Source organism: Pseudomonas sp. RGM 3321 (assembly GCF_022836805.1).
GTDB lineage: Bacteria > Pseudomonadota > Gammaproteobacteria > Pseudomonadales > Pseudomonadaceae > Aquipseudomonas.
On the sequence record NZ_JALHBH010000087.1, the window covers coordinates 1 to 25837 of the forward strand.

At 56.3% G+C, this 25837-nt stretch carries 29 protein-coding genes and 5 pseudogenes; 12 read left to right on the forward strand and 22 right to left on the reverse strand.

The window, feature by feature from the left end:
* Window positions 1-220 precede the first annotated feature (220 nt).
* Window positions 221-694, forward strand: coding sequence for a GNAT family N-acetyltransferase (locus tag RGM3321_RS03235; protein WP_244391587.1), 474 nt, complete (start codon window positions 221-223; stop codon window positions 692-694).
* Window positions 695-704: 10 nt separating this feature from the next.
* Here the strand turns inward: RGM3321_RS03235 and RGM3321_RS03240 are convergent, their stop codons facing one another.
* Both RGM3321_RS03240 and RGM3321_RS03245 read right to left on the reverse strand, forming a co-directional pair.
* Window positions 705-1442: a hypothetical protein gene (locus tag RGM3321_RS03240; RefSeq protein ID WP_244391588.1), complete on the reverse strand. Its 738-nt coding sequence runs from the start codon at window positions 1440-1442 to the stop codon at window positions 705-707.
* A 305-nt stretch (window positions 1443-1747) separates the two neighbouring features.
* Window positions 1748-2170: a DUF1493 family protein gene (locus tag RGM3321_RS03245; RefSeq protein WP_244391589.1), complete on the reverse strand. Its 423-nt coding sequence runs from the start codon at window positions 2168-2170 to the stop codon at window positions 1748-1750.
* A 187-nt stretch (window positions 2171-2357) separates the two neighbouring features.
* Between RGM3321_RS03245 and RGM3321_RS03250 the strand changes: the two genes are divergently transcribed.
* Both RGM3321_RS03250 and RGM3321_RS03255 read left to right on the forward strand, forming a co-directional pair.
* Window positions 2358-2699, forward strand: a complete 342-nt coding sequence (locus RGM3321_RS03250; RefSeq protein ID WP_244391590.1) for a DUF5713 family protein — start codon at window positions 2358-2360, stop codon at window positions 2697-2699.
* Window positions 2700-2798: 99 nt separating this feature from the next.
* A complete protein-coding gene (locus RGM3321_RS03255; RefSeq protein ID WP_244391591.1) occupies window positions 2799-3443 on the forward strand; it encodes a histidine phosphatase family protein in 645 nt (214 codons plus the stop codon).
* 23 nt (window positions 3444-3466) lie between these two features.
* Here the strand turns inward: RGM3321_RS03255 and RGM3321_RS03260 are convergent.
* From RGM3321_RS03260 to RGM3321_RS03275, 4 genes and pseudogenes are all read right to left on the reverse strand, one after another.
* Window positions 3467-3866: pseudogene (locus RGM3321_RS03260) on the reverse strand (integrase); the annotation flags it as partial.
* Window positions 3867-3998: 132 nt separating this feature from the next.
* On the reverse strand, window positions 3999-4946 hold the full coding sequence (locus RGM3321_RS03265; RefSeq protein ID WP_244391592.1) for a phosphoribosyltransferase: 948 nt from the start codon (window positions 4944-4946) through the stop codon (window positions 3999-4001).
* Between the two features lie 252 nt (window positions 4947-5198).
* Window positions 5199-5870 (reverse strand): annotated as a pseudogene (locus RGM3321_RS03270) (integrase); the annotation flags it as partial.
* A 136-nt stretch (window positions 5871-6006) separates the two neighbouring features.
* Complete coding sequence (locus RGM3321_RS03275; RefSeq protein WP_244391640.1) at window positions 6007-6246, reverse strand: hypothetical protein; 240 nt, start codon at window positions 6244-6246, stop codon at window positions 6007-6009.
* Between the two features lie 39 nt (window positions 6247-6285).
* On the opposite strand from RGM3321_RS03275, the pseudogene RGM3321_RS03280 reads away from it, so the two are divergent.
* A pseudogene (locus RGM3321_RS03280) lies at window positions 6286-6822 on the forward strand (hypothetical protein); the annotation flags it as partial.
* Between the two features lie 381 nt (window positions 6823-7203).
* Here the strand turns inward: RGM3321_RS03280 and RGM3321_RS03285 are convergent.
* The 12 genes and pseudogenes from RGM3321_RS03285 to RGM3321_RS03335 all read right to left on the reverse strand — a co-directional run bounded on the left by RGM3321_RS03285 (window position 7204) and on the right by RGM3321_RS03335 (window position 17009).
* Window positions 7204-8173, reverse strand: a pseudogene (locus RGM3321_RS03285) (IS5 family transposase).
* 176 nt (window positions 8174-8349) lie between these two features.
* Entirely contained in the window at window positions 8350-8472 is a 123-nt protein-coding gene (locus tag RGM3321_RS28360) for a hypothetical protein (protein WP_279613891.1), read from the reverse strand.
* 344 nt (window positions 8473-8816) lie between these two features.
* Window positions 8817-10451: a sensor domain-containing diguanylate cyclase gene (locus RGM3321_RS03290; RefSeq protein WP_244391593.1), complete on the reverse strand. Its 1635-nt coding sequence runs from the start codon at window positions 10449-10451 to the stop codon at window positions 8817-8819.
* Window positions 10452-10546: 95 nt separating this feature from the next.
* Window positions 10547-11695 (reverse strand): integrase, encoded by a 1149-nt coding sequence (locus RGM3321_RS03295; protein WP_244391594.1) that lies wholly within the window; start codon window positions 11693-11695, stop codon window positions 10547-10549.
* Window positions 11692-11904 (reverse strand): hypothetical protein, encoded by a 213-nt coding sequence (locus tag RGM3321_RS03300; RefSeq protein ID WP_057414479.1) that lies wholly within the window; start codon window positions 11902-11904, stop codon window positions 11692-11694. The genes RGM3321_RS03295 and RGM3321_RS03300 overlap by 4 nt, the downstream gene beginning before the upstream one ends.
* A gap of 76 nt (window positions 11905-11980) precedes the next feature.
* Window positions 11981-12214, reverse strand: coding sequence for a hypothetical protein (locus RGM3321_RS03305; RefSeq protein WP_244391595.1), 234 nt, complete (start codon window positions 12212-12214; stop codon window positions 11981-11983).
* A 403-nt stretch (window positions 12215-12617) separates the two neighbouring features.
* Window positions 12618-12917 (reverse strand): ATP-binding protein, encoded by a 300-nt coding sequence (locus tag RGM3321_RS03310; RefSeq protein ID WP_244391596.1) that lies wholly within the window; start codon window positions 12915-12917, stop codon window positions 12618-12620.
* A 23-nt stretch (window positions 12918-12940) separates the two neighbouring features.
* Window positions 12941-15634, reverse strand: coding sequence for a toprim domain-containing protein (locus tag RGM3321_RS03315; RefSeq protein ID WP_244391597.1), 2694 nt, complete (start codon window positions 15632-15634; stop codon window positions 12941-12943).
* Entirely contained in the window at window positions 15631-15870 is a 240-nt protein-coding gene (locus RGM3321_RS03320; RefSeq protein ID WP_244391598.1) for a hypothetical protein, read from the reverse strand. The genes RGM3321_RS03315 and RGM3321_RS03320 overlap by 4 nt, the downstream gene beginning before the upstream one ends.
* 70 nt (window positions 15871-15940) lie before the next feature.
* Window positions 15941-16303 carry a hypothetical protein gene (locus RGM3321_RS03325; RefSeq protein WP_244391599.1) on the reverse strand — a complete coding sequence of 121 codons (363 nt, stop codon included), beginning with the start codon at window positions 16301-16303 and terminating at the stop codon, window positions 15941-15943.
* Window positions 16300-16779 (reverse strand): YmfL family putative regulatory protein, encoded by a 480-nt coding sequence (locus RGM3321_RS03330; RefSeq protein ID WP_279613892.1) that lies wholly within the window; start codon window positions 16777-16779, stop codon window positions 16300-16302. Before RGM3321_RS03330 ends, RGM3321_RS03325 begins: the two co-directional genes overlap by 4 nt.
* Window positions 16780-16808: 29 nt before the next feature.
* On the reverse strand, window positions 16809-17009 hold the full coding sequence (locus RGM3321_RS03335; protein WP_005767240.1) for a DNA-binding protein: 201 nt from the start codon (window positions 17007-17009) through the stop codon (window positions 16809-16811).
* A gap of 92 nt (window positions 17010-17101) precedes the next feature.
* Between RGM3321_RS03335 and RGM3321_RS03340 the strand changes: the two genes are divergently transcribed.
* A complete protein-coding gene (locus RGM3321_RS03340) occupies window positions 17102-17449 on the forward strand; it encodes a helix-turn-helix transcriptional regulator (protein WP_244391642.1) in 348 nt (115 codons plus the stop codon).
* 100 nt (window positions 17450-17549) lie between these two features.
* Window positions 17550-17726, forward strand: coding sequence for a hypothetical protein (locus RGM3321_RS03345; RefSeq protein WP_244391600.1), 177 nt, complete (start codon window positions 17550-17552; stop codon window positions 17724-17726).
* A gap of 69 nt (window positions 17727-17795) precedes the next feature.
* On the opposite strand, the gene RGM3321_RS03350 is transcribed toward RGM3321_RS03345, so the two are convergent.
* From RGM3321_RS03350 to RGM3321_RS03360, 3 genes and pseudogenes are all read right to left on the reverse strand, one after another.
* Complete coding sequence (locus tag RGM3321_RS03350; RefSeq protein ID WP_010204973.1) at window positions 17796-18056, reverse strand: ogr/Delta-like zinc finger family protein; 261 nt, start codon at window positions 18054-18056, stop codon at window positions 17796-17798.
* Window positions 18057-18131: 75 nt separating this feature from the next.
* Complete coding sequence (locus RGM3321_RS03355; protein ID WP_244391643.1) at window positions 18132-19070, reverse strand: phage portal protein; 939 nt, start codon at window positions 19068-19070, stop codon at window positions 18132-18134.
* Window positions 18970-20964, reverse strand: a pseudogene (locus RGM3321_RS03360) (terminase family protein); the annotation flags it as partial. The gene RGM3321_RS03355 and the pseudogene RGM3321_RS03360, both read right to left, overlap by 101 nt.
* A gap of 161 nt (window positions 20965-21125) precedes the next feature.
* Between RGM3321_RS03360 and RGM3321_RS03365 the strand changes: the two are divergent.
* From RGM3321_RS03365 to gpM, 3 genes are read left to right on the forward strand one after another with little or no spacing between them, the layout of a single operon-like run.
* Entirely contained in the window at window positions 21126-22049 is a 924-nt protein-coding gene (locus RGM3321_RS03365; RefSeq protein WP_244391602.1) for a GPO family capsid scaffolding protein, read from the forward strand.
* 1 nt (window position 22050) lies between these two features.
* Complete coding sequence (locus tag RGM3321_RS03370; protein WP_244391603.1) at window positions 22051-23073, forward strand: phage major capsid protein, P2 family; 1023 nt, start codon at window positions 22051-22053, stop codon at window positions 23071-23073.
* Window positions 23070-23792, forward strand: coding sequence for a phage terminase small subunit (gpM, locus tag RGM3321_RS03375; RefSeq protein WP_244391604.1), 723 nt, complete (start codon window positions 23070-23072; stop codon window positions 23790-23792). Before RGM3321_RS03370 ends, gpM begins: the two co-directional genes overlap by 4 nt.
* A gap of 140 nt (window positions 23793-23932) precedes the next feature.
* On the opposite strand, the gene RGM3321_RS03380 is transcribed toward gpM, so the two are convergent.
* Window positions 23933-24229 carry a hypothetical protein gene (locus tag RGM3321_RS03380; RefSeq protein ID WP_244391605.1) on the reverse strand — a complete coding sequence of 99 codons (297 nt, stop codon included), beginning with the start codon at window positions 24227-24229 and terminating at the stop codon, window positions 23933-23935.
* A 35-nt stretch (window positions 24230-24264) separates the two neighbouring features.
* On the opposite strand from RGM3321_RS03380, the gene RGM3321_RS03385 reads away from it, so the two are divergent.
* Genes RGM3321_RS03385 through RGM3321_RS03395 form a run of 3 tightly spaced genes read left to right on the forward strand, consistent with a single transcriptional unit; the run spans window position 24265 to window position 25824 of the window.
* Window positions 24265-24726: a head completion/stabilization protein gene (locus RGM3321_RS03385; RefSeq protein ID WP_244391606.1), complete on the forward strand. Its 462-nt coding sequence runs from the start codon at window positions 24265-24267 to the stop codon at window positions 24724-24726.
* Window positions 24723-25166, forward strand: a complete 444-nt coding sequence (locus tag RGM3321_RS03390) for a phage tail protein (protein ID WP_244391607.1) — start codon at window positions 24723-24725, stop codon at window positions 25164-25166. Before RGM3321_RS03385 ends, RGM3321_RS03390 begins: the two co-directional genes overlap by 4 nt.
* Entirely contained in the window at window positions 25156-25824 is a 669-nt protein-coding gene (locus RGM3321_RS03395) for a phage virion morphogenesis protein (RefSeq protein WP_244391608.1), read from the forward strand. The genes RGM3321_RS03390 and RGM3321_RS03395 overlap by 11 nt, the downstream gene beginning before the upstream one ends.
* The last annotated feature ends 13 nt before the right edge of the window (window positions 25825-25837 follow it).

Here is a 25837-nt window from a genome sequence, read left to right on the forward strand (position 1 = left end):
ACGATGAGCTTGCAGACATCAAGCTTGAAGGCTGCATCGAATTTTCTGTATTTCTTGGTCATGGTGACTCCTCAATGGATATAGTTTCACCCATTAAGGTGTCCGGGGTCATTAGACCAGCTCACTTCGAACGTCTGACGTAGAGACCGCCCCGGCATTAACCTGTTGCCCATCACCACCAGCCCAAGTGATATTGCTCAATAAACAGGGAGCGACCCGAATGCCGTTGTCCCGCAACACCGAACCCGACATCACCCTGGTAACGGTCCAGCCCGAAGACTTCGAAAACTTGGTGGCCATACGTATCGAAGCCATGCGCGAAAGCCTCGAGCGCGTTGGCCGGTTCGATCCGGTGCGCGCCCGAGAGCGTTTTCGTGAAGGGTTTTCTGCGTCATGCACACACTACATTCAGGTTGCCGGCAGCAAGGTCGGCTTCGTGGTCGTCAAACCGAGCAGCGACGGCCTGCTGCTGGATCACCTGTATATCAAGCCGGCTGTTCAAGGGCAGGGCATTGGTGCTGCCGTGCTTCGGCAGGTCTTCGCACAAGCGGACGCAACCGCATCCACAGTGCGAGTGGGCGCCCTGAAAGAAAGCGACTCCAACCGCTTCTACGTTCGTCACGGGTTTCATCTCGTTGAGAGCGGCGAGTTCGATAACTACTATCTCCGCCCGCCACGTCTGCCGATGTGCTGACGGGTTGGGATCAACCCGCCGAGGCAGCTTTCTCCGCCGCACGTGCAGCGAGCATCGCCGCCTCCGATTCCTGGGTGTGCAGCTCACCTTTGTAGGCCAGTTGATTGAAGAACATACCGTCGGCCTGCTCTTTCGATGGCGTCGACGTCTTGGGAATGAACAGCGCGCCCAGGTCCAGAGAATTGGCGAAGTTCTCCTTGTTCAGGTTGTAGCGACCCAGATAACTGCCGCTCCAGGGCGAATCGGCGTCGACCATATCAATGGCCGTCTCCCGATAGGTAGCCGCAGCGGCTTTGAGCCCACTGGACGCATTCAACAATGTATTGAGTTGCTTGGTATCCGCCTCGCTCAACTCACCGGAACTGTTGATCGCCTTCAGATTACCGTCCGCCTCGATCGTGAAGCCGAACTTCTTGCTGGCCAGATCCGGATACACCGACGCCAGCGTCGACGTGAACGCTTCATACGACGTCTTCAGCGCCTCCGTCGAGTTACCGTGCTGCGCCGCCATCTTTGGGAAATCAGGCGACTGCGAGCGACCCATCCAGGTATCAACCGCTTCCATCGGCTCAGTGGTCGCAGGCACTTCGGTACTCGGGTGATAAACGACAGCGGGCGTACTGGCAGCAGCGTTCTTGAACGCTTCTTTCTGCGCATCGGTGAGCGGCTTTGGAGTGAGCGTGATGCCGGAATTGGGCAGGGTGATGGTGGGAGACGTGTTGTTGCCGGGGGTTAGTGAGATAACCATTTCATCGATCCATGATTGCGGGGTGTAAGGAGGGTATCGACGAGGTGGGGGGGAGCTTGAGGGGGGTGGGGGCGCTAAGGTTTTCAGGTTGTTTCTGTTGGCTTTGCCTCGGGAGCTTTTGTTTCCCGATAGAATTTGGCACGTCGTGAGCTGCTCAAGGCCACGCGCACAGGAAACCTCCGTCACGCTGAAAGGAGGTTTGAATTACGTGGATTGCTGCAACCTGACGTCATCACCGAGCGCATCCACTTTTCGTAAGGCGCTTGGGGTATGACATGCATACCAAGCGGATCACGCAGGCAAGATCAACGGCTCTTTATCTTGTAGCCATCAATCGGGATATCTTCTGTGCGCTCATACAGTGGAGCGTCGCTGAATGTGGCTTGTTCAAATGCTTGCGTATCCCAACGTCTCGCTTTCAAGGCTAAATACAACATGCCCACTCTCAGCGGTATGTTTCCGCGTCTGTCTTTGGCGCGCCTGAAGGAAAAGAAGTTGAAACCTTCTTCCAAAAAGTATCGATAAGGGTCGTAATCGTTAAGATCGATAGAGAAACGTTCGAAGAACTCGACCATCAGATCATTTGCATCGTCGCCATCGATGCCCAGGTCCCTCGCGACATCGGTCGCCAAGCTGAAGCTTTCAAACGCCTTTCTTCCAAAGCCCGCGGTATCGTTGATGCAGACGACGATGCTATCCATTAATTTGTAATCAAGGGGTTCGTTCATGACTAGAAAACCTGATCTTCGGTGCTCACAATGGAGCCATCAGTTACAACTGTCTTGCAGGCTATAGGCCCTGGCTCCGCCGCCGTATACGCCCAGCCTGCAGAATGGGCAATAATCTTGTAATGCATCCGATTGTCACCTCAATTGGAGTCACTGAGCGCCCACTGTACATCGACGAGGGATACCCATGCAGTTGACCAATGAAACCATGGCCAAACACACCTTCCTGAAAGGTATGTATCAGGACGAGTATTTCCCTGATGCCGTTGTAAAAATGTGCGAAGACGTGCTGGTCAACCTGTGTCACGAAATCGAGCAGCAAAAGCCTTCCGACCTGGACGCGCTGTATGCGCTGACTCACAAAGCGACAGAGCAAATCAACGAGCTGGAGGAGGTATTCGAAGAGAACGGCAGTGAGATCGAAACCGTCGCTCGCGAAACCATTGCCGATGATTTCGTACGCATAGCAGACGCTTATGGCTTCATCGACGCGGACATTGAGGAGCTGATTGCGCCACGCGAGTGGTAATCAACCGCCTGTATGCCCCCTGATGCTGACGGGTTTTGCCAGAAGGGGGCGTACGCTTGAATGCGCTCAGCCTCTGCCTCTTACGAGAGTCTCTGATTAATGAAGCAGGTCAGACTAATTCGCCACGGACAAAGCGCTGCCAACGCAGGCGAAGCCAGTGTGGATCACGCGACTATTCCTCTCACGTTGAACGGGGTAGAACAAGCGCAGTCAGTGGCTCGATCTTTCACACATGCGCCGGACTTGATTGTCGCCTCGCCGTTTTCCCGAGCGCAGGCAACCGCCATGGCGACCGCAGCTACTTTTCCCAACACTCCGTTTGAAATCTGGCCTATTCAAGAATTTACCTACCTCGAACCCGCGCGATGTGCCAACACGACCGTTGCTCAGCGGCGGGATTGGGTTGAAGCCTATTGGGCCAAGTCAGACCCGGCGTTTACGGATGGAGCAGGCGCCGAATCTTTTTCAGGATTTATAGCAAGAGCGCAGGCCTTCCTGGCTCGACTTGCGGAGCATCCTGCCCAGCGCATTGCGGTGTTTTCGCATGGGCAATTCATCAATGCCGTCGCCTGGCTGATCGAGCGCAAGCCGCAAAACATTTGTTGGGGCGCGATGGCGGACTGGCGTGAGTATGAAATCAGGAACCATGTGGCTAACTGTGGTGGCTACATGCTGTTCAGGCATGTGGATGCTGACGACTGGCGAATATGCTCACAACCCTCACAAAACGCTGAGAGCAGATGAAGCCGAACAGCTTCACTTGCGGATGGCGCTCTGACGTCATCCATCATTGCACCGTCCCGGTGACCGCTGGCCTCTTGCTTGTCCGCACGGGTGCCTGCAGTGTCGGTGATACCACGCCGCCTAAGGTCATGCAGCCCAAAGCGTTGCTCGGCCAAGATGGTGCCGTCTTCAATGGCCGAGGTGATAACCGTTGCCAAGCCTTATCCAAGCTGGAGTTGCGCAATGCTCCTCTATGGCTGGCCACGATAATGTAGCGCCGATCGGGATGAATCGAAACGACTGTTATTTGCTGGCCTATACCTTGGCTCGGTATGCCTTTGCTCCTTCCCATGCCGCCCGCAGACGCGGTGCCCATCGGACGATGTTGTCCCGGCTGCCTTTGCGCCGGTTGCTCATGACCCTTTCTGCCAGTACATGCGCATCGTTATCCAAGCGTGGCATCCAATTAAATTTACTTGGTCCGATCACCTTTGGGTTCGGTGTTACGGAGACGGCCGGACGGTACTACGCTGCAAGCTTTCACCGTACAGACTTTGTATATCTAGCCTGTAAGGCTTACTCCTGCTCCCAGCCTACCGCACCTATCAATCTTCCCCGGCTGCTCTCAGCGTCCCACCATATAACTCGTAATAACGGCGCATGCTGCGCAATAAAGATGGCTTGAACTGGATCGCTTTCAATAAAGTGAGTACATCCCAGTCCCAAGGTGGCTTTGGCTTTGTGGGAGGCAACTTCATTAGGACTATCATTGTACTGCCGGGGGTTTCTCATAATTAATGGGGTCTCGCCATAGCCATGCTGGGACAGCCATTCTTGAGTGCGTTCTCGATCCATCTCTGGGCGCCCAGTAATGATGGCTTTAACTTGACCAAAGGGCGGTAGTTTCTTTAACGGTTTAAGCTGGTCTCGCTTCTCAAGCGTAGCTCGTAAGTCGGCTGCATAGTGTTGGAGGGGAATATCTGGGAGTAGAATTCCATCGAGGTCAATAGCGTACACATCATATTCGTGATCCTGAGCCATCCGACCAGTGCGTCCGCCGCCAGTGTCGTTCCAGTTATTACGGTAAGCTGGTGTATGCGCCTGGCGCTCCCAGGGAAATTGCAAAAAATAACCTCGTCCGTCGATGCCGTAGTCAGGGCGAATGCTGCTGAGATCATCAAAGCCTACGGTAAGGATCTTGACCTTCAGTCCTTTGCACTGCAGAAAGCTTAAACAATCCTTAAGCGTATTCCCTGATCCGGCGATGTCCTCACATAGCAACACCTTGCTACCCGGGTGGGGAATGGGTATTGATGAGTCCCAGGTCACACTACGATCTGCCCGGCGATAGCGCAAAAATGCAGGCTCGACGCCGGTAAGGTGAGACACCATTAACGCTAAAGGCGCGCCACCTCTTAATACCCCTATAACGCAGGTAAAAGCCTCTTGGAGCAACTCTGGCTGCAGCGATGCTACCCAGCGATCCATGTGGTCATACGAGATGGGCAAGACAGGTCTGTTCAAGAGGACTTCCTTAAAAGCTGTTGTATTAAAACGCGATAAGATAGCTGTAATGGACTAATGAAGCCGCCACTCATTTAGGCGCAATTTTTACCAGATAACGACGTCATGTGAGCAAATAGACGTCGTTTTTTCCGTCTCGTTCAGGCCAGAGAACGTGGGCCTCCTGCGTATCAACGCTACGTCGCTTGCTTGGACGGTCGACTCCGCGCTGAGTCGCCCATGCAGCACTCAGTACTGTAGATCCTGATAGCGTCATGTCTGTGAAGCATTCACCAGCGGGATGCTGAGGTCGTAGACATCCATCATCGCCTCGTCCCGGTGGCCGCTGGCCTCCTGTTTGTCCGCCCTGTTTCCGGCCGTGTCGGTGATGCCTCTACGCTTGAGGTCATGCAGGCCAAACCGCTGCTCGGCCGTTATCGTGCCGTCCTTGATGGCCGAGGTGATGAACCTTTGCCAAGCAGTGTCCAGGCTGGACTTACGCAAAGGACCTCCGTGGCTGGCCACAATGATGTAGCGTCGATCGGGACGGATCGGAACGACCGTTGATTTGCTGTCCCATACCTTAGCCCGATAAGCCTTTGCACCTTCCCAAGCGAGCCGCAAGCGCGGCGTCCAGCGCACGATGTTATTACGGCTGCCCTTGCGGCGGTTGGTCATGATCCCTTCAGCTAGTTCATGAGCATCAGTCAGGGTGATGGTTTCGATGCCCCGCAAACGGCATAGATAACCGACCTCCATTACATAGCTCAGATACTCCGGACAGCCGCCTTTCTCGTTCCTGTCCAAGCGCCCGAACGCCAATGCACGGTCGACCAGCGCTTCCATTGCCAACTGGGCGTGGTTCTTGGCAATACGCACCGTGCGGATCTCGGGCAACTGCAGCAGCCGCTGTTCATAGAGCGGCACACCCGCTTTCACGGTCTGCATCACTTGCGCTTCCCGGGTTGTTGCCATCACCAGAAAGCCACTCAGGTGCCGCGCATATAGTTGGTTGATTTGCGGAGCTTCAATCCGTAGTCGGACTGAATGCGCTGCAGAACGTCGTGGCGTAGATCGTCTCTCATGAATGCTTCACTGCTTTGAGGCTTTGGCTCAGGGCTGCCATAAGGCGTTTTTGCGCTGCCATAACAGGGACGTGGGCGAGAATTGCGCCATGGCGTTGGCCGACCGCTACAAAGCAGTATTGGTCGTCGTACCAGTATTCATTGAGCCTCAGGCGATCCTGTTCACGCAGTGCTTCAAGCAGTGCTTGAGCCTCTGCCTGGGGCAATTGAGCGGTGACGATTACGGCGTTGGCCATCGTTAAACCTAGCTCACCCATACCCACTGGAGTGGGGCAGGCAACTGGCTGCGTAAGACCGACCGCAAGATTCAGGATCAGGCGATCGAGCGCGAGGTCGACGCGATGACTAATGCCGAGCGCTTCCAGAGCCACACCAGGATAGTCGATAACCATTCGACCGAGTCAGTGGGTGGCGTGAAGAAGATTGAGGCCCTGGGAGCGCTCAAGCTGCTGTCAGGCGGATCTGCAAGTCTGGCGGCAGTGGACGACCTGCACCAGGCAACCGGTCGCGACCTTAACCTGGTGGTAGGCCAGAAGCACAACGCCACGGTGGGTGGCGGCATGCACGAACGGATTCAGGGATTGCGAGAGAGCATCGCCAGTAAGAGCCAGCGTTTGCAGGCTCTGAAAAACTGGGTAGGGTCCAACACTGTGAGCATCTTTCAGGTGGTTTTTGAACTGATTGATTTGGTTCAGGAGATGAACGCCCAACTTGCTGCGCATACTCATGGACCCTCCCCTGTGCCTAGTAACGCAATAGTGTTCAAAACTGACGCAGCTAGCGCAGCGAAGTTGGGCACAAGCTTGAAATAAATTACACTCTAAGTAGGCTTCATGGGATTAAATGAGGAAGCGGTATTTTTCGCCTAATATCCTGCGTAGAGTGGATATGCAAATAACTTCCCGCTCCTTGCAGCTTCAAGCCACTGGAACGACTCAATGCCCTACCTCTCAAGTATGTATTCAGCGGTCACTTGATGGCCTAGTGCATAAAGAGAAATAAGGATACTCATCATTGCATTTGTTTTGTCAAATATGTGCGTTAAGCTGTTTTTTATCTCGTCATTTGACAAGCGAAACAGATGGGAGGCTTCCGCTAGGTCGGATCTGTAAAGTTTGTCGTAATATTCTACGTACAGTCTGTTGTTTGAAAAGTAAATGTGCGTCGGAGCGTTTTCCGTCCGGTTCTCTGTGTTAAGCGCGCAACTCACCCAAACCCATCAGTCGTTTTCGAGCCATCCACAGGTTCGACAGGGCAAATAGCGTGGTCAGCTGGGCCGTGTTTTTCATCAGCCCACGAAAGCGTACTTTTACGTAACCAAACTGGCGCTTGATAACCCCAAACGGGTGCTCAACCTTGGCACGTGTCTGCGCTTTGCAGTACTCGATCTTGCGCTTGGCTTTGTGCAACAGGCTTCGTTTGTTCAGCTTGGAATACGTGCTGCGCCGAGCCGCAATTTGCCAGATCACGTCACGATTTTCGTGCTCTTCACGCTTCTCGACACCGGTGTAACCTGCGTCCGCATAGACCGCGTTTTCTTCTCCGTGGAGCAGTTCAGCCACTTGGGTCACATCGGCCACATTGGCGGACGTGATGAACCGGTCCAGACTCAACGTCAGCACCGATGTGGGCCTTCATACCGAAGAAATACTGGTTACCCTTCTTCGTCTGATGCATCTCGGGATGGCGCTCACCGTATTTGTTCTTGGTCGAGCTTGGGGCATGAATAATGGTTGCGTCGACGATGGTGCCCTGGCGCAACGACAGGCCTTTTTCCCGTAAATAGCCGTTGATGACCGCGAGGATTGCAGGCGCCAACTGATGCTTCTCCAGCAGGTGTCGCAAGTTCATGATCGTGGTGTCTTCCGGAATCGGCGCGCTCAGTGTCAGACGCGCGAACTGACGCATGGACGTGATTTCGTAGAGCGCTTCCTCCATGGCCGGATCACTCAGGGAAAACCAATGTTGCAGCAGGTGAATGCGCAACATGGTTTCCAGTGGATAAGGTTTTCGACCGCCATCGGCCTTGGGGTAGAAAGGCTCGATCAGCCCCAGCAGGCCCGTCCCGGGCACGACCTGATCCATCTCGGCAAGGAAGCGCTCGCTGCGAGTTTGCTTGCGCTTGTCGGCGTACTCGAAGTCGGAAAAGCTCATCTGGCTCATGGGAGGCTCGGATCAGGTGGTCAGGCGATTTTCGCATACCCGGGACTTGTTCGGAGAATCCCTAGAGCGTCCACTTTAGAGGATCTACTGACCTAGAGAACTGCCCTGTTTTCTAGCCGCCAGTATTAAAGCTAGGGCTGCTGGGGTTGCTACCCATACCCCATACTCTTCCCAGCTCATGCCGAGATACTCGTGCAGTTCCATACCCGCACCTTGCGTCCTTCGTGCCAGTCTTCCACGAACCTGTGGATATCTTCTTCCAGCACATCGCCCTTTAGGCAGAGCTCAAGAAATCTCATTTCAGCCTCTTGGCTCTACACCGCAGATGGTGTCTCAAACTGGATTTCCAGCCCAAAACGAAAAACCCGCCAAAAGGCGGGTTTTTCGGGGGGGCCAGAGATTTTGAAAGCCTTCCCTTGAACCTTGTATGGTGCCGGCACCAGGAGTCGAACCCGGGACCTACTGATTACAAGGAAGGTGCTTTAAACATAAAAATCAGTAGGTTAGAGGTTTTTCTGTTACGTGGCTTTTGTCTGCGAGCCTCGGTCTACGGTGTGCCTTGGACTGTTGTTACGTGGCTCTGCGTCATTAACGTGTTGGTAGCGGACCAGTGGGCTGATCCAGGAAGCCGTTCTGCTGATCACTATTCTGAGTAGACGGAAACCAGGTTGCGGCCGGCTTGCTTAGCCTTATAAAGCGCTTTGTCTGTGCATAGCAGCAGTTCGTCGCATCCCTGAGAGTCCCGTGACGGGATGTATCCTGCCACGCCGATACTGACTGTAACCTTACCCAATTCAACCGAACGACTTTCTATGTTGGCTTCCTCAACGGCATGCCTGATTTGTTCAGCAACCAGCATGGCCCCGTTCACATCGGTGTAGGGTAAAATAACAGCCATCTCCTCACCGCCGTATCGTGCTGCGAGGTCTGTAGGCCTGCTCGAGGCATTGCGTACCAATGCAGCTACCCGGCGTAAACACTCGTCTCCTGCCGGGTGACCATAGGTATCGTTGTATTTTTTGAAGTGGTCAATGTCTAGAAGCAGAAGTGCTATTGCGGTCTGATTGGATTGGGCTTGATCGAAGCTTTTAGCGAGTACTTGATTGAAGAATCGACGGTTGGCCAAGCCTGTCAGGCCATCTTCGGTCGCGAGTATTTGAAGCTCACTGTTCACAGTTTGAAGTGAGCCGTTGTCAGCCCTCAGTACGAGTTCGTCATTAGCTCGTTGCTCTATGCTTCGCATAGTCCTGAGTCCTAGAAACAAGATCACTCCAAGTGCAGTGGTTGCCGCCAAGATAGTGAGAACGAACCCTCGACGCCAAGCGGCAAATGCATAGGCCTCCGTAATGCCGATCGACAACCGAATTGGGTATCGACCACTGGCGGCATAGCCGACCATCCGTCTCGTGCCGTCAACGGGTGAGTCGAAAACGAGTACCCCTCGCGTGCTGCCAGCCAATATCGCTTTCACGACCGGTCCGTTAACGACATTCACTGCTATCAACTCAGGACTGAAAGGAAGACGAACTAGCTGAACGCCATCCGTGCGTGCCAGATTGACGATGCCGTCTTCGCCCAGGTCAAAGGATCTGAAAAATTCCAAAAAACTTTCCACACGCAACGTTGCAAGCGCCACCCCTGCAAATGCTCCTTGAGCATCTTCAAGCCTTATCGACACCGTAATGATCCATTCACCTGTCGTGCGACTACGAATGGGCGGGCCTATGTAGGGCGCCAGGCTTTCGTTCTGCATATGGTATTTAAAATATTCGCGATCCGAATTGTTGCGTGCAGGGGCACTGGATGAGAGTGTCGTCAGGACCCATCGACCGTCAGCCGCATAGAGAAATATGCCTTGGATCTCCGACTGCGTGTCCACGCGCGCGTGTGCAACTTTAAGTATACGATCCAGATTCTGAGGGTCCTCGCCTTCGTGACGATAACGCTCAGCCAGCCCTACCAAAACCATGCTTGCGTAGGTAATGGAGGTTTCCGCAGAGCGGAGTACGGAGGAAGACAAGTTTGTAAGCTCGGTGTAACGAGTTGCCCGTTCGTCACGGTATTGAGAGTACAGCAGCCCTCCTGTAAAGGTGCATAACGCCGTGCAAGCCACCAAAAGCAGTGTTATGGCTTGCAGACCCAGTCGGCCCGACACTGGCATAACCGATCTAGTGGCAGACAGAGGACGGTTCATATTTACGCTCTTCCATGAAAAAATAAGAAAAAAGCCTCTTGCAGCTATGTCAGAAAATCCCAATAGGTTGACTAACGCAATCATCTGGAAGCCTGACGGACAGCTTTTCTAGAGTCTGTGCAACGAGTCTAGTGTGAATTTTAAGGAACAACGAGATATGTCTTTCTGCGTTACACCTGCTACGTACGCGAGGCATTGACCAGTGGTACGCTGAGATCGTAGACGTCCATCATGGCCCCGTCCCGGTGGCCGCTGGCCTCCTGCTTGTCTGCCCTGTTGCCCGCCGTGTCGGTGATTCCCCGCCGCTTGAGGTCATGCAGCCCGAAGCGTTGCTCGGTCATGATGGTTCCGTCTTCGATTGCCGAGGTGATAAACCGCTGCCAAGCCGTGTCCAGGCTGGATTTGCGCAATGGACCGCCATGGCTGGCCACGATGATGTAGCGTCGATCAGGACGAATCGGAATGACTGTTGATTTGCTGGCCCACACCTTGGCCCGATAAGCCTTCGCCCCCTCCCAGGCGGCGCGCAGTCGCGGCGTCCAGCGGACAATGTTGTCCCGGCTGCCCTTGCGCCGGTTGGTCATGATCCCTTCGGCCAGCTCATGGGCATCGGTCAGCGTGATGGTCTCAATGCCCCGCAAACGGCACAGGTAACCGATCTCCATCACGTAGCTCAGGTACTCCGGACAGCCGCCTTTTTCGTTCCTGGCCAAGCGCCCGAACGCCAGAGCACGGTCGACCAGCGCTTCCATGACCAGGTGTTCCGGCAAACGCCGGCGCTTGCGCTCCACAGGCGCTTCAATACCCTGCGCCGGATTGCTGTCGAGGTAGCCCCGGTTGCGGCCCCACTGCAGTACGCGACGCAGGTAGCGCAGGACATGCGCCGCTTTGGACGGCGTGCCCTCGTCGGCCAGGCGATCGACAATCCTCTGGATCAATGCCGCCGTAAACTTCTTCACCAGCAGATCCCCCAGCGGTTTGCCCAGTCGGGTTGGGATACTCAGCAGGACGTCACGCGAATAGCAGTAGTCGTCGTGGGTCTTGAGGCTGAGTTTCTTGTAGCGATCGCTCAGGTGAAACTGTGCGCAGATGTAACGCAAGGTGCCTTGGTCGACACCCGAGGTTTGCTCCATGATCTGGTGCAGCTCGGCCAGGGTCACGTCAGCCGGCGCGACATTACGCCGGCGTTGTTTGCCGGTCTCGTCATAATGCAGCGTGTACCAGACGCCGGCGTTGCGATGATCAAAGTAAATGGCCGCTGGGAGAGCGGCCTGATCGATGTGGGGGGGAATGTGCGGATTGTGCTTCCGCTTACGCGCTTTCCTCATAGGATGTTGGTGTCATAGCGCTCCGAGGTTACGGACTCCATTCCCGCAGCGTGGTGAATGAGATCCAGCGTTGTCCATGGGCCAGTGCGGCCCCGGAACATGCGGATGCCCTGAGTGAACAGCGAGCGTTCGACGTCGGAGCGGCGCTGGTAGCCGGTGATGCGCTGCAGGTCCTCAAAGGTGAGGACATTGCTTGTTGGAAAATTCATGTTTGCTCTCTGCAGGAAGCAGCAACCAGGGGAGTGTAGCGCTTCGCCCTGGTGCTAAAAGCCAGAACCTGGCGGCTCAATTACTGGGGGAGGAGGTGGCGAGAATCTGCGTCAATACGTGCAAGTCTCTTGCGGTCAAATCGCCTCGGTTCTGCGCCAGGCTGGCCAGATCCTTTAGTCGATCGCGTGCGTCCGGGGTCTTGTGAACCTGGTAGCCGATCAGTGCCGTGCCAACCATGGCGATAGCCAGCAGGTTTCGGGATGGTGTGCTAGCCTTTGAATCGCTGCTGCTTGGGTGTTTCGTCTTCATCGCCGTACTCCTAGTTGTGGTGGGTACTGGGGAGCTGCAACTCCTCAGTACCGTTCTCTTGCCGATATCGTCGGCGTCAAAATCTGGCGGCTAGGACCCTGCCTTTCGCACCAAAATTATTACTGAGTTTTTAAACTCATCTTCGTCTTTACATGAGGTCCATTCCAGGACCGCCTGTATCTGGTCACGTGAGCAGTCCATTACAAGAATTTCTCGCTCGCCGCGCACAGCTCGTACCTCCAATATCCCCAGTAGACCTTCGGTGGCGTAGGCATCTGCGTATACGATCGGAAGCCCTTCATTTGTCTGTTTCAAGCCCGCGACCACGAATCCAAGGAGATCCGATGAGTCGACAGGCCAAGAACTATTGATGATTTGAACGTGCATGGCCTTTCCTATGTGATCAACTAATGTCGGCGCGCTTGGCTACATGAATGACGACGTCCGCAAATTGTCCGTTTCGATCAGTTTTCATTTTCCAATGCTTGATTGCGTCGATCTGCTCTTGCGTACAGTCATCGACCAATACAGTCAGGCATCGGCCGAACTGCTGAGCGATCGTTTTTATAAGTGCCTGAGTCGTCGCGGCTGGACCGCTTATGACCACCGGCTGATAACCCTGCTGCTCCAGCCTCGTCTGAATCGCACGCAGACTTTTGGTTTTGCCAGATGCCATCGGGCCAGTAATTACTTCAATGCGCATATCTGTTCCTCTCGTGGTAGTGATCAAGCAGCCTGAAAAATCCAGCACCGCACGGTTTTAGGCTTATCGGCAGCGTCGATATCCCAGGACGAACACACGTTGCGGTTCGTCTCGATGAACTTCGGATACTTGCTGGTTTTCAGGTGACGTTTGAGCTCGACCAGATCCGGGACTTTCTGTCGTTTGTTCGCGGCTGCCTCGGCAAAGTCGTTCAGGTTGACGGCAATCAGTCCTTCATTGCGGGAGTGGTTGAGCGCACCGGCGTGGCTGTTCAGGTACTCGTAGAGCTCCCAAAACTCAACGACCATCGGATGATCAGCGTTGATTGCCAGTTGTCGCTCTTTGGCCATGCTTTGAACCTCGGCATGGGCTGCATCAACCTGGTGCTGCTGCAGCGGCACGACATGCACCAAGGCGTCGACCAGCGCGTGCAACTGCGCGTGATTCTTGGCAATACGTACCGTGCGGATCTCGGGAAGCTGCAGGAGTCGCTGTTCATACAGGGGCACCCCCGCCTTGACGGTCTGCATCACCTGCGCCTCCCTGGTCGTTGCCATCAACAGAAAGCCGCTCACCTTGTCGACGGGCATCTGCTCGAGCTCTTCCACCAATAGTTTGGTTTTGGCGGTCTGGCCGTCCTTGGTCATGCCAACATGGGCGATTCGCTGCAGGATGGGTTCCGAAGCGTTGACGGCATGGTTCTGCGCAAACACAAAAGCGCCGCGGAACGGTGGTTCTCGCGTGTCGTTGCCGTTGTTCTTGACGCCCGTCGAGCGGACGCTACGACCGTTGTAAGCGGTTTTCAGCTCGTCCCAGTCGTACTGCTTTGTTGCGCTGCCATCGGTTTTTTCCCGTTCGGATTCGATCAGTACGACCGGGAGGTTGCCAACTTGGGCGAAGTTACGGGCACGGGCAACTGGTGTGCCTTTGGATGGGTCGAAGCCTTCGTAGTCGAGGCGACCGAGCAGCTTCCATAAAAACTCGATCAGCGTGGACTTACCCGCACCGGCTTCGCCGACCACCTCAAGAAACAGATAGCTCTTCTGATGTTGCCGGATTTGCTCCGCGAACAATGCCCCCAGCCAGTACGCCAGAACGACGATCCCCTTGGCCCCAAAGCACTGCCACAGAATATCGAGCCAGCGTGTGGTGAACTTGTTCAGGTCGGTGTTGATGTTCAGCGTGACGGACTGGCTGAGCGTTTTAATGCTCAGTTTTTCCATGTCGAAAAAGTCTTCTTCGTTCAGTTCGTAGACCTTGCCGTCGCGCACGGCCACGTCGCCGTAAACGTAGGCACCGTGCTCGCGGGTGTAACCGGTGAAGTCGATGGTCTGCACGGTCTTGAGCGCGTTTGTCTGCTCTTCAATGAAGGCGTCCAGTTGCTGAGTGCTGCCGGTGAACATTCCACCGGGGGCGATCCCGAGCAGTCGTTTCTTGAACTCGGCGGACGATGCTATCTGCGAGCTGGTAAAGGTGTTCTTGATTGGCGCGGCGTCGTGGGCAAACGTGATCCGGAAGTAGTACCAAGACTCATCGGTTAGCTTGTTCTCTTGGTAGTACAGGGCCTTGGGGTTGCAGGTGGCTATCCGCTGAATCGCGCCGCACTGCTGCATTGCCTTGGCCCGGCGTTGCTTGTCGTTCAGTAGCTGATCGTCCTGGTGCTCGCTGTCCTCAAGATCCTGCATCGCCCGGTTGAATTTCTCCAGATCGAGCTTGAACCAATAGAGGCGGTTGCCGAACTCAAGGTGAAACTCGCTACGGCGCTTCCAGTCGAAAAGCACCAACGCTTTCTCCGTAGCGTTGTCGGCGATCAGCAGGGCTCCGTGGTGCCTGGCAACGATCAGGTCCTTCTGGGTCTGGTCGGTCCGCTTGTCATCCTCATCAATGGCCCACCAACGCTGGTGCAGATCGTTCCAGTCGACCTTGCGCCCGTCACGCTGGGGGATCTGAGCCGCTTCGCAGACAAAGCCCAGCTCACGTGCCTGGCGAACCCAGCGTTTTGTGTAAGCGTGTGCGCCTGGCTCGTTGTCCAATGCCCACACCAGCTTCGGTAATTTGCCTTCACGGTCTTTGGCAAGTCGTTTCAATGACTCGTCAGGAAATGCATTGGATGACATCGCCGATACTGCTGCCACGCCGTGATGCACCAGCGCGATGGCATCAAAGATCCCTTCAACAATCCAAAGCTCTTTGACGTCCAGTAGCTCGACACAGGGGGGGCACCACCACACGCCTTTGTAACTTTCGCCTGGTTTGAACCGTGCCTTCATTTTCCCGAACCGGGCAGGGCGATCAATCAATCGCTCCCAGTAGCCGCCTTTATCAAGCGCAAAACGCACGGTGGCGCTACCAGCGTCATGGTGTGACGAAAAGAAAGTGTCTTGGGTGAACCAGCCGGCGATCAGCGACATATTGAAGCTGCGTGCAAACTCCATATAGGCGCGTGCTGTTGCCGTGGGGGCGTTCTCAGTAGCCGGTGCGCGCTTGCTCCAATCCTCGAACAGGTCGTCGTAAATCTCTTTGACGTGCAGGGTGTGGCCGCATTTCTCCTGTCGGCCGCATATCAACTGCCACGGGCTGTCAAAACGAGTGTAAAGCTCCTTTTTGTTGCACTTGGGGCAGGTGCCGCCGCGCATATAGTTGGTGGATGTGCGGTGCTTCAAGCCGTAGTCGGATTGAATGCGCTGCAGCACGTCGTGGCGTAGATCGTCTCTCATGAATGCTTCACTGCTTTGAGGCTTTGGCTCAGGGCTGCCATAAGGCGTTTTTGCGCTGCCATAACTGGGACGTGGGCGAGAATTGCGCTATGGCGTTGGCCGTCCGCCACAAAGCGGTATTGGTCGTCGTACCAGTATTCATTGAGCCTCAGTCGATACTGTTCACGCAGTGCTTCAAGCAGTGCTTGAGCTTCTGCCGGGGGCAATTGAGCGGTGACGATCACGGCGTTGGCCATCGTTAAACCTCGAATTCGGGCGCAGCTCACCCATACCCACGGCTGTGGGGCAGGCAATGTTTGGGGGTGTTTAAGTAGCGGGGGAGACAGGTTTGCCGTGGCCGGCAGCGATCAGGTGTTCGTAGATCAGATGAACAGGTACTGACCAAGCGAGTCCACGGACGGGATCACTGATCACAACCGTCATCTCTGCGCTTGCATGCAGGTCTATACGCTGGCGACCGATGACGGCCAACACATTGCTGTAAGCCAGGTGCGCCAGATGATTCGCAAGCGACTCTTTGACGTCGAAGCTTTCGACCAGATGATCTACCGTTCTACGAAGCAACTGACCGAGATCGCCGAGGTGTTCGCTTTGATGACGCTCGATGAATGCCTGAGCTGCAGCGCGGATGGTTTCTTGATAATCCATATCAACTGATACGTTGTTCATTTTTCGGTCCCTGATTTGGCGCGGTACAGATCGATAGCTGCCAACACTTCCGCATGACGTGCAGCCATGTGCAGGTTGTGCGCGTTGAGTATGTGCTCGGCCTCGGCTGCGTTTATGCAGCCGTCTGCAAGAGCCTTGGAGATCTCCTGGTCGACGCATCCACGCTTTGCCGCCGCCCGGATGGAAAGGGCGTACATCTCAACGTTGTCCAGCGATTCAGGATCGGCTACAGGAACGAATAGGCCGCCATACATTGATGCTACGTAGTTGGGCAGGTGCTGAGTGCCGGCGTCTTGCTCCATTTGGAAAAGCTGCGCGTCACTGAGTGGCCTACTGTTGTTGTTCTCATACGCATGGTTATCGAACTTCTTCAACGCCAAACCGATGCGAGCTGCTGCGCACTCGCGCCCACCTGGATAACTGCAGATGATCGCGCTGACCACTTCGCGGCGTGTTTTTAGAACTGGACTTTTCATGTTCTGCTTTTCCCTGCTGATGAGTGCTACTACTGTGGGATCACGCCGTCTTTGATGCCCAGCAACACCGCGGCGCGATGTGCCTCCCCTCGGCGACCTTTGAGCCTTCCGTTCAAAAGGTCGCTGACCAAATTCTTGTTCAAACCATGTTTTCGGCTGAATTCAGCAATGCTGACCCCCTTGTGATCGAGAGCTGCTCGGGCTTGCTCGGGCGTAACGGTGGCGGGCATGATGTGCACTCTGTTTGTTCGTGGTTGTTTCTGTTGGTCTGTGGTGATTCTTGGTCAAATTATTGATCAAGTCAAGCGTGGTGAATAAAAATATGCACATTGCTGATGGAGTAGGTGAGCGCCTTAAGGAAGAGCGCGAGCGCTTGGGCTTGAGTCAAACTGAGTTTGGAACAAGGCTTCGAGTTAGTCGTGGAACTCAGAAGAATTACGAGCTTGGTGCGAATTCATTGGACCTTCGATACGTTGCCGCCCTTACGGATCAAGGTGTCGACGCTGGATACGTGCTCACCGGGCACCGCTCGCCTGCTCCTGGACAAGGGTTGAACCCGGATGAAGCAGATCTGGTAGATCACTACAGAAGGCTGCCTTTTGATGATCAGAAAACTGTGCGACGGATCGTGAAATCCATGGCTGCAGAAGCTGATGAGGCATTGAAGTAAAATGTAACGATTCCTGTGGCAAGGTACGTTCTCATTTCTAACCGTATTTCCATAACGCTCGATACCGTCGCCTCCAAATGTATTTAATGGAGCCGTAGGTATGTTGGATCGCAATAATCTCCAGAGCCTAAATCGTGAACGATTAGGTCATCAATGGCTTGAGCTCACAGAGTTAGAGGCGGATTTGATCAAGCTGTACCGTCAGATGTCGGAGGGCGAACGCAGGCAAATTCGCCGTATCGCAGGCTACTTGGTTAAGCCAGCTGAGAATGAGTAATCATCTGGCGACATATTGAACAATTCATGATTCACCTATCGCCGGCTTACAGGGTCGGCGGTTCTCAAGTCAGGCCACTGCTTGCCGCCCCAGCTGCTCAAACAGTTCCTTTTGCTTGTCAGGTGTCAGATCCCGTAATCGATCAAACAGCATCACATCCAGCTGTTGCCCGGACGGCCTGAGCGTGTGCGAAAACGTCAGGTTGGCCACCCATGTATGCCCGCAACTGGCGTCTAGGCATTGGCAGTACAACTTCACATACGCCCTGGTCACTTCCTCCCGTGAGCTGATTCGTCCCTTGTGCCCACACGTTGTGCAATAAATTCTCATGTTCCCTCCCCAGGGCCATCCTATGGCTAGTATTTTGCCATACCTGTAATGGCATTATCTGTGCTTTCGGTCATATCAAGCCGTTACAGGTGTATCCGGCACCGGTTTCCAAGCGAACCGCCTGTCCTCTCGCAATGTCGCGTTGGCTTGGTCAAACAGCTGGCAGATCGGCCTGATCTCGTTGCTGGTGTACACGCGATCGATCTTCTCGATATCGCCAAACCCGCCACTGTTCTCCGGGATGATCCCGGCCAAGGCAGGGTTCATGCGCCAGGCAGCGATCACGTCATTGCGCGTGATGTTCTTCACCTTCTCCAGCTCGTCCTTGGCCTGAAAGTCACCCACCGGGATGATCTGGATGGCCTTCTCGGCACCGCCTGGGATGTTGACGAACATCGATCGGAAGTTACCCACGCCTTTGCTGGCCGTGATCTGGGCGCGTAGCTCGTCTTCGTCCTCTTCGGTCAGGTTCGGGTCGTTGGTGTAGAAGATGTATCCAGCGTGCGCGCCGTTGCTGTAGTAGCGCCGGCGAAACAGCGTGGCGGCTTCGTTGAGCAGCAGCGCCTGCAGACCGCCCAAGTACTCAGGCACGCCGTAAATGTTCTGCTCTACGTCGTAGTTGAGGACGTGCTCGATCTCGTCGGCGTAGAACTCTGTTTCCTGGCCGTTCTGCTCCAGCTGGACGAACCCACCGTCGACCTTCACCCGCATGTTGATGGCAGGCAGGTGTCGCAGCTCCAGAGTCTGGCCGAGCAAATTGGGCACCCGGTAAAAATACGCTTCGCCAAACACCATGAAGTCCAGCGCAGCCCGACTCATATCGGCCACTGACAGGCCGGCTGAAGGGATGAACTCACGCAGCAGCAGATTGCGCTTGAACCCTGGTATGGCGCCGTGGTGTGCGTTGGCCTTAAGCAGTTTGGCCAAGCCCCTTCGCGAAACCGGCGGCGTGTAAATGCGACCGTCGTCGCTGGCGAACACGCCCAGGTACTGCGCGATGTTGTCGGTCAGCACGGATTCCGGCGCACCGAATGTGAATGCACGCATGGGCCGTTGCGCCGGTTTTTCCTGCTGCAGGGTTTTGGGTTTTGCCATGGGAAGTTGATCCAGTGAGTGCGTAGCGACTGCGCCGCTTTTTGTCCGTGTTGAGGGGTTCGTACTGCAGGGCGTGCATGACCGCCCAGGCCACGTCCGCGTGACCTGTCGCGTCGGTTCGCGACGCGCTGTAGGTCACCTGGCCGCTGGCGGTTGTGCCGCGCTTGATTGTCAGGAAGGCCTGGGCGATATCGTTCCAGCCGGCGTCCCACTCAATGCGGCTGCCCTGGATGGTGTCCTGCGCCTTGAGCACCAATAGGTTTTTGGTTTCCAGGCTGTAATGGATCGAGGTGGCACGCGGGTAGAAGTCGCGCACCAGGTCGAAGACGCCGTAGCCGATGCCGGTCGTATCGATACCGATGTGCTGGACGTTGAAACGCTCGGTCAGCTTCTTGACCTGCTCGGCCTGGTACTTGAACGACTGGCCCCGCCAGCTGTGCTTCTCCAGGACCCGGAACTTGCCGCCGTTCTCCAGCGGTGGCGCGATGACCACGCAGGTGGCGTCGTCGCGGGTGCGGCTTGGGTCGTAGCCGATCCAGACCGGGCTGTTGCCATACGGGCGCGGGTCTTCCGGATCGAAGTCGGCCCACAACGAGAGATCCGAATAGCAGCGCTCCAGATCTGCCAGGGAAAACACGCTCTGGCTGCTGTCGATGAACTTGCACATGAACAGCTGCTGGAACTTGTCGTCGTCGTACTCCAGTTGCAACTGCTCGAGGTCGAACAGATCGCAGCCGCCGGCGATCGCGTCCAGGATGGTGATGACCTTGCGCCACTGACCGTCCGGACACAGCGCGCCGGCAGAGATCTGTTTGTCGCTCGGCCATGGATCCTTGGCAGCCTTGCGTTTGCTGTTGCGGAATTTCTCGCCCTGCCAGAACGGGTACGCCTGATGCGATACGGCGCTGGGCGTGGAGAAATAGGTTTTGCGCCACTTCTTATGGGTGGCCATGGCGCTGGCGACAGTGTTTAGCTTCTCAAAGTCGCGGATCCAGAAATATTCGTCCACGTACACATGGCCATGGTGGCCCTGCGCGGTGCTGCTGTTGGTGCTTAGGAAGCGCAGTTCAGCCCACGGCTTGCCATCCTTGCTGAGTACGATCGGGTTGCCGGTCAGCTCCAGGCCGAACCAGGACTGCGCAAAGGCGATGATGTAGCTGCGGAAAATCTCGGACTGGGCACGGCTGGCCGACAGGAACACCTGGTTATCGCCGGTCAGCACCGCGTCCATGAAGGCTTCGCCGGCGAAGTAGTAGGTCAGGCCCACCTGGCGGCTTTTGAGGATGTTCCGGATCCTGGCGGTCAGCGGGTTCTGTTTCGCGGCGAACAGCTCTTTCTGGTAGCCGTACATCTTGCTGATGAACTTGTCGAGAAAGTCGACTTCGGTCAGCTCGCTGACGTCGTTCTTGACCTTCTTTTCGCGCTTCTTGCCGTCGCGCTTGCCGCGATCCCGACGTTCGCCGCGCTGCTCGTCACGTCGATGGCCATCGTCATTCTGTTCATCACGCGCCGGCGCGGGAGCTGGTTTTGCGCATTGCTTGGCCAGCCGCTCTCGAACCGTCGTCAACCGGTCCAGCTCGTCCAGATCGCTTTTGCTGAGGCTCTCTGTCTTTTCAAGGAGAAGCGTGATTCGCCGGCTGACAGCGGTCAGCGGCTCTTCATCCGTCAACATTTCTTCCCAGCCACCCACGCGGATCCAGTGGTACACGATCCGGATGTTGGGCAGGTTGAGTTGCGCCTGAATTTCCTTGGCCTTGTGACGGCGCAGAAACAGGCGTTTGGCGGCTTCTTTGACTTCGGTTGAGTAGTACATGGGCCGCAGTCTATGCGGCGAAAACGCGGAAAACGTGCAGTTAAAATCCGTGTTTCTCCTATAAATCGAATATAGGAGAAGCGCGAAAGTAAACCGTTTGTTGGAGGCGTTGCGGCTCCCTATCTTGGGGCCTCAACTCATCGATGAGCGCAGTTCCTACCATGCCCCGTTCCCTTGTCAGTTTCTGGAAACGCGTCGCCACCAGCGGTCCTACCGTTGATGGTCGCGTCATCACGCCCCAGGAACTGCGCGACATCGCCGAGACGTACAGTACCGCCACTTACACCGCGACCATCTGGTCCGAGCATGAGCGCTGGCCAGGCTCCTACGGCACCGTGTTTGCCGTACGCCTGATCGAGGACGTCGAGGGCCTGGCACCTGGTCAGGTCGCGCTGGAAGCGCAGTTGAAGCCCAACCAAAAGCTGCTGTGGCTCAACGACCAGGGCGAAAAACTCTTCACCAGCATCGAGATCATGCCCGACTTCGCCAACACCGGCAGGGCGTACCTGACCGGCCTAGCCGTCACTGACGAGCCCGCGAGCCTGGGTACTCAGGAACTCTACTTTTCCCGCAAGACCGGCAAGCCCGTGCATTACGCGGCTGCCGTTCCGTTCGGGACGATCGGTGAAGACGAACCGCACGGCGAGGTGGCCAAGCTGTTCAGCCTGTTCACCGGCCTGTTCAAGCGCTTTGGCATTGAAGAGGTGCCCGCCGAAACCACCCCGCAACCCCCTACCGAGAGCAAACCCCCAATGGATGAAGCTACAGCCAAAGCGCTGCAGGCCTTGATCGAACAGCAACTGATCGTCGCCGCCGGCATTCAGGCGCTGATCGACAGCTTCGCAGAAGCCCCACCGGAACCTGACCAAGCACCGATCGACGACGTGCAGGCAGCCGTCGACGGCATCGTGGCCACCGCCGAAGAAGAGAAGCAGTTGAGCCGCAAGGCTACGGCAAACACTGCCGTTCTTGCTGGTCTGGCCAAACTGGAGGCCAAATTCAGCGCCTTGCTGGACAAGCCGGATGGCCGTCACCTGTCGCGCACCACCGGTGCGATTGACCCGAAAAAGAAGCGGGTACTCTGACATGGCCCAGTCACTGAGCGCATTCGGCGCGAAAATGTTCGCGGCCCTGCAGGTTTCCCTGGCTGAATCCTACGGCGTCGAGCTGGCCAGCAAGACGTTTAGCGTCGAGCCTTCGATTGCCCAGGAACTTAACGAGGCGATCACCCACAAGTCCGACTTCCTGCAGCGCATCAACGTCATCGGCGTGACCGAGATCAAGGGTCAAAAGGTGTTCCTGGGCGTGTCCGGTCCTGTGACCGGTCGCACCAACACCAAGACCACCGATCGCGAAGCCAAGGACGCATCGGCGCTGGATGACAGCACCTATGAGCTGTTCTCGACCGAGTCCGATGTCAGCCTGCCTTATGCGAAGATCGACGCATGGGCCAAGTTCCCGGACTTCCAGCAGCGCTACTCTTCTGCCGTGCAAAAGCAGATCGCACTCGACCGTTTGATGATCGGTTTCCACGGCCTCAAAGCAGCTCCGCAAACCAACCTCACTGAATTCCCGATGCTGCAGGACGTGAACAAGGGCTGGCTGCAGATCGCTCGTGAGCAGATCCCTGAGCAGGTGCTGAGTCAGGGCCTGACAGCCGGCAAGATCACGCTGGGCGAAGGTGGCGACTATGCCAACCTCGACGCTCTGGTGCATGACACCAAGCAGATGGTCGACGAGCGTGTCCGTGATGGCGGTGATCTGATCGCAATCATCGGCAGTGACCTGCTGGCCTCCGACAAGGCCAAGCTGTACGCCAAGCAGGGCGACGTGCCGACCGAGAAAGAACGCATCGAAGATGCCCAGGTCATCGCGACCTATGGCGGCCTGCCAAGCTTCAGCGTGCCGTTCTTTCCGGTCAACTCGGTGGTGGTCACCAGCTTCGACAACCTGTCGATCTACTTCCAGGACTCCAGCTGGCGCAAGCAGACGGTTGATAACCCGAGGCGCTCCCGCGTCGAGGATTACAACAGCCGTAACGAAGGCTATGTGATCGAGCAGCTGGAAAAGTTCGCCATGGCTGAAAACGTCGAAGTGGTGAAAGCGTGAGCCTGGCACTGGCGCACAAACGCCGCTTGATCGCAGAAGGCCCAGCGGCCGCGATCGCCGGTGCCCCGATGGCTTATTCGGCTGACACCGCGCTGTCCAGCCCCGCCAATGCACGCAAGCATTTGAAGCTGATGGAAGACGCCTTGGCGGGCGATCTGGAGCGCATCAGCGCAATCAAAAGTCGCGAGCAGCGCCAGTTGCTCAAGCGAGATGAACTGCTGCCCAAGTACTTGGAGTACGTGCAGCGGTACCGCGATTCGGAATTGAATTTCCAGAACTCGGTGCTGGTGTACGTTCTGATCTGGCTGTTCGACACCGAGCAGTTCACCCAGGGCCTGGAGCTTGCCGACTTCGCCATGTCCCAGGGCCAGGCACTGCCTGAGCGCTTCAATCGCGACATCCCGACGTTCGTTGCAGACGAGGTGATCGACTGGGCCGAGGCTGAATTCAAGGCCAGGCGCAGCCCTGAACCTTACGTCTCCAACTTACTGCCCCGCGTGGATGGCGAATGGCAGCTGTATGAGCGCATTCCGGCTCGTTACCACAAGTTGCTGGGAATGATCGCGCTGCATCGCAAGGACTGGCCTGTAGCGATCCACCACTTTGAACGAGCTGAACAGCTCTACGAAAGCATCGGCGTAGGGACACGTCTGGCTGACTGCCGTAAGGCACTGGCCAAGGCGCAAGCCAACCCAAACGCTGGCAACGGCACCGAATAACCGACTACCCCCCCCCGGCGAGAAACTGTGGATGTGAGCCAACCATTTTATGGCCCTGACCCACTGAAACAGTTTTCCCGCCCCTAATACGAAAAGCCCCGCACTGGGCGGGGCTTTGTGAGGCTCAGATGCTTAGCGAATCACTGCAGCGGCTTATTTACCGGTGTTTTCTCATCAGAAAACGTCGCAGTGATCTCCACATCCGGCATTCCCAGAACGTGTACACATTCGTTAAGCACAGTAACGCATGTCTCTGCGATGTGAAGCGCTTCGTCGACGCTTTCGCTCTCGCCGTGATGCTCATCGAGCAATCTAAGCGTTATGGCTTGGGCTTGCTCAAGCTTGCAGCCTATGTCTTGGAGTTTAAATTTTTCAGCCAGTTGGCGCTCTTTAAGTCGCGCGCTCAGCGATTCAAGCCGTTCTTCGTCATCAGTCATGACTCACAGTCCTCTGTCGCGTATAGGGGGAGTGTATGAGCTTTTCAGGCAAACCCACCACCTTTGTGGAACAAACGGTCGAGAACGACGGCTTTTGGCCCGACCTCTCTGTGACCGAGTTCCAGAAGGGTTACCGCCTGCCGGCGGAGTACCTGATAGAGATGCTGGCCGCCGATCTGACCACGGCCATGGTTGAGGTCAATACCGACCTGGCCAAGTTAAAAGCGCGCTGGCAGGGCGTTGGCGTGTCCAACGTTGAATCCGCAGACACCACCGTCCTGCCAGAGCGCACCTTTCAAGCGGCGACGTATAAGCGCGCCGTATACAGCCGTGCCAAAGCCAGCCTGCTGACCCAGTTCGCTACGGTCAATCGCCGCGAAAGCGCCGAAAACGTGGGCAAGGAACTGCCGGAACGATCCGAAACCTTCCTCGCGTTCAGCCAGGCCGCTGTGCGGTCGCTGCAGGGCCGTGGCCGCATTACGGCGGCGTTGTTGTGATCAAGCTCAAGGCGTTGACCGCCTATCTGCTATCGCGCCGGCTGGTCGCACCGGAACAGCTCGACAGCTGGACCGACCAGGTGCAGGTCGAGCTGATCTGGAAGCCCGACACCCAGGGCATGCACATGGGTGACATGAACTACGGCGCGACGATCTCGATCGAGCGGTTCGCCGATCACCCGGCGCGTCTGTTCGCCCTGGTAGGCAGTTGGCTGGAAAACAACGACCAGGACCGTGATGGTCTGCCCAATGTCGTGTTCGACGTGGTCATGCTCGACAACGACCTGGCCGACGTCGACATCAAGCTGCAGTTCACCGAGGCCCAGTACCTGGCAGAGGACGTTGCCGGCGAGATCGAGGCATTAGGCAGCACCTGGTCATTCGTGCCGTTCGACCTGTGGGTCGCTGAGAGCGGCGAGGTGACCGGCAATGGCCTTTGATCTGGACATTCGCGGCATGCTCGACGCTCAGGACCTGCTGGCCCTGATGGAGCTGCCGTTGCCCAAGCGCAAGCGCCTGCTGAACAACGTGGCCAAGCGCGTGCGCAGCCTGAGCCGCCAGCGGATCCGCAACCAGCAGAACCTGGACGGCACACCGTTTGAGGCCCGCAAGGACACGTCCAAGGGCAAGAAAAAGATGGAGACGGGGCTGGGCAAGCTGCTCGACGTCACCCGTCTGACGGGAAACGAGGCCGAGCTGGGCTGGCGTAACACGCTGACCCGCTGGGTTGCTTCACAGCAACACAACGGCGTGTCCGAGCGACGTACCGCCGCGCAGATGCGCCAGTGGAACACGGTTCCTCCGGGCACCGCCGCCACTGAAAAGCAGGCCAAAAGCCTGCGCCGCCTGGGCTTCAAAACCCGCCAGACCGGCAAAAAGACCCTGACCCGTCCATCCGTGGCGTGGATCCAGCAACACCTGAACTACGCCAGGGCGGGATTGCTGATCCGCGTCCTGGACGACCAACGAGCCGAATCTGCCGGCGCGCAAAGCTGGGATATCCGGCTACCTGCGCGCCAGTTCCTCGGTGCCAGCGAAAGTGAAACCAGCCAGCTGGTGAATCTGGTGCTGCAACAAATCCTTAATTCACCCCGCTAACGAGGCACCGCTT